6 protein-coding genes are annotated in these 9,154 nt (G+C 63.0%); all 6 read left to right on the top strand.

The genetic code is table 11. The annotated features are described in order from the left end of the window. On the top strand, positions 1 to 1,956 hold a 1,956-nt coding region (locus tag V6M87_RS21500), incomplete at its 5' end, for an Ig-like domain-containing protein (RefSeq protein ID WP_332878708.1). A gap of 16 nt (positions 1,957 to 1,972) precedes the next feature. Further along, on the top strand, positions 1,973 to 3,547 hold the full coding sequence (locus tag V6M87_RS21495) for a TolC family protein (RefSeq protein WP_332878707.1): 1,575 nt from the start codon (positions 1,973 to 1,975) through the stop codon (positions 3,545 to 3,547). 21 nt (positions 3,548 to 3,568) lie between these two features. Next, positions 3,569 to 4,393, top strand: a complete 825-nt coding sequence (locus V6M87_RS21490) for an efflux RND transporter periplasmic adaptor subunit (RefSeq protein WP_332878706.1) — start codon at positions 3,569 to 3,571, stop codon at positions 4,391 to 4,393. 116 nt (positions 4,394 to 4,509) lie between these two features. Further along, the gene (locus V6M87_RS21485) at positions 4,510 to 5,766 is read left to right on the top strand and encodes an HlyD family efflux transporter periplasmic adaptor subunit (protein ID WP_332878705.1); all 1,257 of its coding nucleotides are present in this window, start codon (positions 4,510 to 4,512) and stop codon (positions 5,764 to 5,766) included. A gap of 25 nt (positions 5,767 to 5,791) precedes the next feature. After that, positions 5,792 to 7,915 (top strand): HlyD family efflux transporter periplasmic adaptor subunit, encoded by a 2,124-nt coding sequence (locus V6M87_RS21480; protein ID WP_332878704.1) that lies wholly within the window; start codon positions 5,792 to 5,794, stop codon positions 7,913 to 7,915. 52 nt (positions 7,916 to 7,967) lie between these two features. After that, entirely contained in the window at positions 7,968 to 8,966 is a 999-nt protein-coding gene (locus V6M87_RS21475) for a tripartite tricarboxylate transporter substrate-binding protein (RefSeq protein ID WP_332878703.1), read from the top strand. Positions 8,967 to 9,154 lie beyond the last annotated feature (188 nt).

Below are 9,154 nucleotides of genomic sequence, written 5' to 3'. Positions count from 1 at the left end.
GGCCCAGTTGGCGCCGCCGATGCCGCCAACCTGGTTGAAGACGCCAGCGTGTCGGGCAATCTGCTGACCAACGACAGTGATGCCGACGGCGACGCCCTGCGCGTTGACACCACGCCGGTCACGGGGCCTGCACATGGGACGGTGCTGATCGCTGCCGACGGCAGTTTTACCTACACCCCTGACGCCAACTATAACGGCGCCGACAGTTTTACTTACCGCGTCGTCGATGCCGACGGCGGTGTCGCCACGGCCACAGTCAGCTTGACCATTGCTGCTGTCAACGACGTGCCGCAGGCCGCACCGCTGGCTGATCACAGCGATACCACCGGGGTGGCCGTGTCGTTCAACGCCGGCGCCGCCTTCAGCGACGTCGATGGCGACACACTCAGCTACAGCGCCACTGGCCTGCCACCGGGGCTGACCATCGACGCAGCCAGCGGGGTCATCAGCGGAATACCTAGCGTACCGGGCAACTACAGCGTCACCGTCAGCGCAGCGGACGGGCAGGGCGGCGTGGCCAGCGCCGGCTTCATGTGGGGGGTGCAGGCGCCAGCCAACAATGGCCCAGCGCCTGTAGGCAGCCTGAGTGCGATGGCTGTGAACGACGCCGCCGTTCTCAGCATTGCCACTGCCGCCGCTTTCAGCGACGCCGATGGCGATACCCTGAGCTACAGCGCCAGTGGCCTGCCGGACGGAGTCAGCATCGATGCCGTCACCGGCGTCATCGCCGGCACACTGACATCAAGCGCCTCGAGTGTCGTCGCTGGTGGCGTGTACACCATCGTGGTCAGCGCAAATGACGGGCGCGGCGGCATCGCCAGCCAGGCCTTTACGCTCACAGCCAGCAATATCGGCCCGGTCGGCGCGGCCGATGCCGCCACCCTGGCGGAAGACGCCAGCGTATCGGGCAATCTGCTCGCCAACGACAGCGATTCGGACGGCGACGCCCTGCAGGTCGACACTACACCTGTCACGGGACCGGCACATGGCACGCTGTTGCTCGCCGCCGACGGCAGTTTTACGTATACCCCTGAAGCCAACTATAACGGTGCCGACAGTTTTACTTACCGCGTCATCGACGCCGATGGCGGCGTGTCCACGGCCACGGTCAGCTTGACCATTGCTGCTGTCAACGACGTGCCGCAGGCCGCACCGCTGGCTGATCACAGCGACACCACTGGCATGGCGGTATCGTTCAACGCCGGCGCTGCTTTTAGTGACGTCGACGGCGACACACTCAGCTACAGCGCCGCTGGCCTGCCACCTGGGCTGACCATCGACGCAGCCAGCGGCATCATCAGCGGTACACCTACCGTACAGGGCAATTACAGCGTCACCGTCAGTGGAGCAGACGGGCAGGGCGGCGTGGCCAGCGTTGACTTAATGTGGCGTGTGCAGGCGCCCATCGTTCCGCCACCTGCCGTGTCGGTTGCGGATGGCGGCCAGGCAGGCAATCCAAATGCAGGGGATAAGCCTGCATCTTCCGGGGTTTATCAGAGCGGCAACGTCGATATCGTCCTGCTCGAAGCGATCAACGCAGTCAAGACGCTCGATGGCCTCGTCGACCTTGGCAATAACCGTTCCCTGGTCGATGCGATTGGTGGCATCGAGTCGCTGGGCCGGGCAACGAGCATTGATGCTGCAGCGCGTCCGATTGCGGCGATCATAGGAGAACTTGGCGCGAGTTATCGAGATCCACTCACAGTTGGTTGGATGGGGGCAGATTCTGCCAGTGCAGCACCAGCCAGCGCTGCAGACGGTTCTCCCCCTGTCGCCGAACTTGACACGATTGGGCCGGTCCGCCCGTCCGACCTGGCGTCGTCCACACTGTTTGTACCGGAGCAGGTGCCATCGACGGGCACCACCGGAGCTAGCGTACAGCAGCAACTGTTCGAGATGCTCACTGCCAGACAGCGCGAGCTCGATGCGCTGAGAAACGCCTTGTTCGACACCTGATGTTGCAAAAAAATCCATGACAATCATGAACAGCACACCAATTCTTAATCCTTCGCTTCTTTTGTCGGAGAGGAAGCAGTCGCGTCGTCGATGTCTCGTGACCCTGCTGACAATGAGTGGATTGGGCCTGGCTGGCTGTTCTTCAGCCCCTGCGCGTGTTGATCTCGACGGCAACGCCAGCGCGTTGCAGGAGCGCTTGCGCGAACAGATTGAGTCCGAGGAAATGATCACGGCGCCCGTTTCGCTGTACGAGGCGATGGCCAGGGCGCTCAAATATAATCTTGATCAGAAGATCGAGCTGGCTGAAATCGCCATGCGGATAAAACAGGGGGAAGCGCGCAGCGCCGACATGTTGCCGACGCTGGTTGCCGGCATGGGCGGAACTTATCGCAGCAATGAGTCGGGCTCGCGCAGCAAATCGTTGCTTACCGGAAGGCAGTCGCTGGAACCGTCTACCTCCAGCGAACAGGCCAACACCAGTGCGGACCTGATGCTCAGTTGGGATGTACTGGACTACGGCCTGGCGCGCGCACGGCAGCGGCAGCAGGCCGACGAACAGATTATTTCAGTCGAGCGCAGGCGCAAGGTAATCAATCGTATCCTGGAAGATGTGCGCACCGCATATTGGCGTGCGGTCAGTGCAGACCGCACCTCGAAAAAACTGGCCAGCCTCGAGGTGATGACCAAGCGCGCATTGCGTCAGTCCGAAGAGCTCGAACAGCGGCGTATCGCTTCTCCCAGCATCCTGTTAGGCTTCCAGCGCGATCTGCTCCAGGTAAGTGGTGAAGTCCAGCGCCTCCAGCGGGAACTGGCAATGTCGAAAACCCAACTGGCCGCACTGATGAACCTCGCGCCCGATACGAGCTACCAGCTTTATCTGCCGGATCGCAGCGATTTTGTCCCAGGTTTGCCGGGTTCGGCCGACGCGATGGTGATGACCGGGCTGCGTTACAGGCCAGAGGTACGCGAATCGCTGTACCGCCAGCGTATCGTCAGGGGAGAAATTGATATTGCCTACCTGCGCGCCATGCCTTCCGTGCGCAGCGTACTGGGATTAAATCACGACAGCAACGACTTCCTTTACAACCAGCATTGGTTAAATATCAGCTCGCGCGTCAGCTGGAACCTGCTGGAGGCATTTCGCTATCCCAAGGTGAAGGCGGCAATCGAGGCAGAAAGCGCCGCCTTGCAACAGCGGGACCTCGCGCTGGCCATGGCAATCATGACCCAGATTTATGTGGCACGCTCGCGCTTCTTGCGCCTTTCCGAGGAGCTTGGCATTGCAAGTCGGGCGCAAATGGTGCAATTGCGCCTGGTCACGCAGGCGCAGGGAGCGTTCAAGGCGCGTGCGATCAGCCAGCAGCAGCTGGTGCGCGAAGAGATGAATTACATACTGGCCGAAATCCGTTATGACGTCGCTTACTCGGACGCACAAAATGCCTATGCAAACTTGTATGCATCGATGGGGCTGGATAATTTCGAAGTTGACACCAATAGTGACATTTCGGTCGCTGCCCTGGCGGCGTCCTTGCAAGAGTATTGGACCGAACGGACCTTCAGCTTGCCATCGCGCGACGTCCCCAAATCCTGATGCGCATACAAACGGAACAAGATGATTATTTTTAAGCGTATTAGTCGCGCTGTCCTGGCGCTCCATTTCATCATGGCGATGGTGCCGTTTGCCCGCGCTCAAACGGCGCGTAATAGCGCTGCGCTGGCGCCCGCCTCGATGGCCCAGGGTCCTGCCGTCGTCCGCAGCACCACACCGATGGGAGGGATTGCGCGCGGTGTGGTGCGCGCAATGCATGAAGCGACCTTGACTGCGCGCATCTCCGCGCGCATCGACGAGATGCCGTTTGCCGAAGGCATGGCGTTCAAGAAGGGCGCCAGGCTGGTGTTGTTCGATTGTGAGCGGCCGCTAGCCGAAGCGCGAGCGGCGTCGGCGGCGCTGGACGGGCAGAGCAAGCAAGTGGAGACGAACGAAGAACTCGACCGTTTCAATGCGATCGGTAAAAATGAATTGCAGATTTCCCTTTCCCAGCGCGACAAGGCCCGGGCGGAGGCGGAGGCGCTCGCCATTCAGGCGCGCCAGTGCGAAATTCTGGCTCCCTTCGCAGGGCGCGTCGCCGCCCGTCCGGCACGACAGTACGAATCGGTGCAGGCCGGCACGCCCTTGCTTAAAGTGGTCGACTCCGGCAGCACCGAACTTGACCTGATCGTGCCGTCGCAGTGGCTGGCGTGGCTGGTGCCCGGCACCGGTTTCCAGTTTCGCGTCGACGAGACCGGCGCGCAACTGGCGGCCAGGGTAACGCGTGTCTTGCCGAGCGTCGATCCGGTTAGCCGCACCATTCGAATCGTCGCCACGTTCACCAAGCCAGATGCCAGGGTGTTGCCTGGCATGAGTGGCACTGCGTCGGAATGGCAGGCTGCGAAATGAAGATTGCCGAGACAGCCCCCCCTAGCCAGCCGGCGCCATCTGCGAACGCGGACGCCGCGTTGCGCCTGCTGCAATTCGAGGCGGACGTGCGGCAGTTGCGGCAGGAGGGAGCATTGATGGTGCATCTGGTAAACGAAGTACGCAGCCTGGTACCGTATGACCAGGCCATCGTCTACCGCCGAGGTGCAGGCGGCAGCTGGCGCGCTGCTGCTGTTTCTGGCTTGCACAAGAGCGATCCCGACACGCCCTTGCTACATGCTCTCGGCGTGCTCATCGCCCGCCGCAGCGCGATGGACAGTGTCGGCGCGTTTGAACCCGCCGCGGCTGCCGCCGCTGTGGCACTGGCCGAGGAGCAACTTGCATCTATCCGGCAACTGCCGTTTTCACACGCGCTGTGGGCGCCGTTGCCGGACCTCGATGAACGGGTCGACGCGGGTGTTCTGTTCCTCAAAGAACTGCCATTCCAATCGGGCGCCCAGGTATTGCTCAAGCGCCTGGGCGAGACCTACGGTCATGCCTGGGTCGCCATTGCCGGGCGCCGGCGGCGCCAACTGCCGGCCATTCGGCGCCGCTGGACAGCCGGTGCGATCGTGCTGGTCCTGATCGCCTTGGGCGCCATGCCCGTCCGGCTCAGCGTGATGGCACCTGTCGAAGTGGTCGCCGCGCAGCCGCATGTGATGACCGCGCCGATCAGCGGGGTCGTCAAGCGTATCGCCGTTGCCCCTGGCACCATGGTGAAAGCGGGGGCGCTACTGGTCCATTTCGAGGACGTTGCACCGCGCAACGAGATGCTGCTGTCACAGCAACGACTGGCCGTTGCGGAGGCGCGCAACGCCCGCATCACTGCGGCTGCTTTCCAGGATCCCACGGCTGCGCACGAATTGGCGGCCGCGCGCGCCGAACAGGAACTGGCAAAGGTGACCTACGACTATGCCGTCGAAGTGCTGGCCAGGACTGTTATTCGCGCACCTGCCGACGGCGTGGTGTTGTACTCGGACCGGCGCGACCTGGAGGGGCGTGCGGTGCAGGTCGGGGAAGAAATTTTGCAAGTCGCCGCGCCGGCGCACGTGGCTTTACGCGCCGACCTGTCCACGTCGAACAGTTTGCCCTTGAAGGAGGGCGATCGGGCTGACGTGTTTCTCGAGAATGCTCCGCTGGGCGGACTGCCGGCGCGCATTCGCTACGCCACTTATACACCCAGGGTGTTGCCGGGGGGCGATACCGCTTACACGGTCATGATGGATCCCGAATTGGGCCAGGCCCCGCGCATCGGCGCTCGCGGCACGGTCCGATTGCACGGACCCGATGTGCCGCTGGCGGTGCAGTTGCTGCGCCGGCCATTGTCGGTTCTGCGCCAGACACTGGCACTTTGAGGCGAGCAAATCGAGCACAATCGAGATGGATAAATTCGACCAAGCCCTTACCGTTCTGCGACCCGAGCTCAGATTGACGCGCGTCGGCGCTGGCGCTGCCCTCAGCTGGCGGCTGGACGACCCGTTGCGCCAGCGTAGCTTTCTGCTCGCCGATGGCGATGCCGACATGCTCGCCTTGTGGCCGCTGGGCCATCGGGAAGCCATGCTTCGCGCCTGGCGCAAAAATTTCCCCGACCGTGATGGAAAACAATTTGTCAGTCAGTTCGAGCAATTGCGTGATTTTCTGCGCGAGCACCAACTGCTGCAGGCCCGGCCTGGCGACGATACGCGCGCGCTGATGGCAATGGCGCAGCGCGCCGGCAAGTCAAGCCTGGGGGGCTGGCTGCGCCGCTGGATGGGCTGGCAGATGCCCCTGATTCGACCCCAGTACTTTCTGTCGGGCGCGCTGCCACTGTTGCGCATGCTGTGTTCGGTGCCGCTGTTGGTGTTGTGGGCGCTGTCGTCCGCACTTGGTCTGTATCTCGTATCGCGCCAATGGGACGCATTTCTTGCTACATTTCAGGATTTTTCCCAGCCGGTAGACTGGCTGGTCTTTGCGGCAGCGCTGATGGGTTTAAAGCTGATTCATGAGTTAGGTCACGCTTTTGCCGCGGTTCATTATGGCGCACTGGTGCCAACCATGGGCCTGTCGGTGGCCTACGGGATACCCATGCTCTACACCGATACCAGCGACGCGTCGCGCTTGTCGCGCCGCGGCGCCCGCGTCGCCATTGGTGCGGCCGGCATGTTGGCCGAAACCCTGGTAGCTGGCCCCTGCCTGCTGGCATGGGCCGTGCTGCCGGATGGACCGCTGCGCGCTGCCTGTTTTGCGATCGCCACGTCGAGCCTGCTGACAACCCTGGTGGTCAATCTCAATCCATTAGGCAGGTTCGATGGTTACTACATCTTGTCGGACCTACTGCGCTACCCGAATCTGCAACAGCGTTCCTTGCAGTACGCCGCCTGGTGGCTGCAGCGCATCTTGCTGGGGCCGGCCGTGCCAGCGCCAGGCGCTGCACATGGCCCCGCGCTGATTGCACTGGTGGCGTTCGGGGTTGCGGTGTGGGTATTTCGCCTTGGCGCTGGCCTCGGGGTTGCCCAGGTCGCCTATGACTATTTGTTTCAGGCCGCTGGCATCGTGCTGGCAGCGCTGACCTTGTGGTGGACGGTGCTGGCGCCAATCCACGCAAGCTTGCTGGCGTGGCGGCGCGGTCCGCAGCACGCCTCAGCGCGCCGTCTGCTGGCACTCGGCGCCATGGCCGCACTGTCTGCGGCACTGCTGTTCATGCCGCTCGACCATAGCGTGGACGCGGCGGCAACCCTGGGCTGGGCGGACGAGCAAGTGTTACTGGCGCCGGAGATTGCGCTGGTCGAGGCGGTCCTGGTGCGACCCGGCGCCGCTGTCAAACAGGGGCAGACCCTGTTGCGCCTGCGCTCGACAGAGCTCGAGCGCAAAAGGCTGGAGGCCACCGCCCAGCAGACGCTCAACCAGGAGCGCGTCGAACGGATTGCGGGAGACGCCAGCGATCGCAGCCAGTTGCTGGTTCTCGAGCAAGAGCAAGGCGAGTCGATGGCCATGTTGGGCGGCATCGTTGAGCGTGAAAAACAACTCGAACTGCGCGCGCTTGCCGACGGCGTGGTGGTCGACATGATGCCGAATCTGACGCGCGGGCGCTGGGTGCGCAGCGATCAGCCCCTCGGACGGGTGCTGCAAGGCGGCAGACGGGAAGTCACAGGCTATATCGGGGACGCCGACCTGCTGCGGGTGCAGCATGGCGCGCGCGCCGTTTTTTATCCGGATGACATCAGTGTGGCGCCACTGAAATTACAGGTGCTCGCGATCGAGGCGGCGGCCGCCGAAGCAATTACCCCCTTCGCGCTCGCCTCAGTACACGGTGGCCCGCTGCCGTCGGCGCTCGATCGTCAGGGCCGCGCGGTGCCCAAGGCCTCGCTGCACCGCGTGCGTTTGAGTGCGCCCGCTGTGCACGGCGTGGCGGGCGATGTGCGATTGCAGCGCGGGCGTTTACGCATCGAGGCGGACCCCGAAAGCGTGTTCACCCAGGCAGGCCGCAGGCTGCTGCGGATCGTGCTGCGCGAGTTGCAAGGCTAAGGTCCGGACCACTGAAAAGCGCACGCATGCAGTAACGAAACAGGAGAACAGGATGATCCATCAGCAGTTTGAACGGCGCCGTGCGCTGCGCTTGCTCGGTGCGCTGGCACTGGCGGCGCAGATGCCGTCGAGCGCAGCACAAGGGGCGCCAGATGGTCGGCGTGCACGCATTCTGGTGGGCTTGCCGCCCGGCGGAACGGGAACCAAGATCGGCGACGGCATGGCGAAGGCACTGGGCCAACAGCGTCGTATCGACTACGTGCTGGAACACCTGCAGGGCAAGGACGGGCGGCGCGTGGTGGACGAACTGCGCCGCGCGCCGCCCGACGGCGGCACCTTGCTGGTGGCGCAGTCGTCCCTGGTGACGGTTTACCCTTCAATCTACAAGGATCTTGGCTTCGCACCCAAAACCGATCTGACGCCGCTTGCGGTGATCGCCGATTACACCTTCATGCTGGTGGTCGGACCGCGCGTGCCGCCTGAAGTGAAGAGCTTTGACAACTATCTTGAATGGCTCACCGAGAATCCGGCGTTTCGCCAGATTGGCGTCACTTCACGGGGCGGCGAGGGCTGGCTGATCGGTCAGCAGATGGGCTATATGAAGGACGCACCGCTGCAGGTAGTTGCCTATAGCGGGGCCGGGCCGATCATTTCTGACCTGCTCGGTGGGGCACTGGCTGCGGGAATTTTCATCACCGGCAATGCAGCCAATGCCAGGGCGGCGGGGCGCATCCGTGCGTTGGCTGTGAGTAGCGAAGAGCGTTGGCCTGGCTTGCCCGAGACGCCGACATTCATTGAGTTGGGTCTGTCTCAGATCAAGATTCGCGGCTGGTATGGCTTGTTTGGACAAGCCTCCTTGGACAATGCGCGCCGGCGCGCTCTCAGTGACGACGTCGAGGCGGCGCTTAACTCGGGCGGGATGCTCAGTGTGATAAAAGAGCTGTCGATGCAGTCCTCGCATCTCGACGCGAGGCATATCGCCGACAGGATCGACAGCGAAACCGCTTACTTTGCGGAGGCGGTGCGGATGGCGCGCCTGGAGCGGATCTGACAAACGTCTGAGCACGACCTGCGATGCGATCGCAACAGCGTTCTGCGGGTGCTGTTGGCACTGCCAGACAATTGCTTGCCAGACGCCGTCGTCGTTGGTATTTTGCTCGCGCAGGCTTGGATCACGCTGCCCACGGCGCGCCACCAATCGCGCGCCTGAACGATTCCTTGATGAATGCCTGAATCAGC

It is taken from the genome of Massilia sp. S19_KUP03_FR1, assembly GCF_036688685.1.
Lineage (GTDB): Bacteria > Pseudomonadota > Gammaproteobacteria > Burkholderiales > Burkholderiaceae_D > JALYUM01.
The sequence above is the reverse complement of the archived record's forward strand: the minus strand, read 5'-3'. Positions and strand labels throughout refer to the sequence as shown.

Coding starts and splice junctions, on each gene's coding strand:
- V6M87_RS21495 (WP_332878707.1), top strand. CDS start 1,973: ATGACAATCATGAACAGCACACCAATTCTTAATCCTTCGCTTCTTTTG.
- V6M87_RS21475 (WP_332878703.1), top strand. CDS start 7,968: ATGATCCATCAGCAGTTTGAACGGCGCCGTGCGCTGCGCTTGCTCGGT.
- V6M87_RS21485 (WP_332878705.1), top strand. CDS start 4,510: ATGGTGCATCTGGTAAACGAAGTACGCAGCCTGGTACCGTATGACCAG.
- V6M87_RS21480 (WP_332878704.1), top strand. CDS start 5,792: ATGGATAAATTCGACCAAGCCCTTACCGTTCTGCGACCCGAGCTCAGA.
- V6M87_RS21490 (WP_332878706.1), top strand. CDS start 3,569: ATGATTATTTTTAAGCGTATTAGTCGCGCTGTCCTGGCGCTCCATTTC.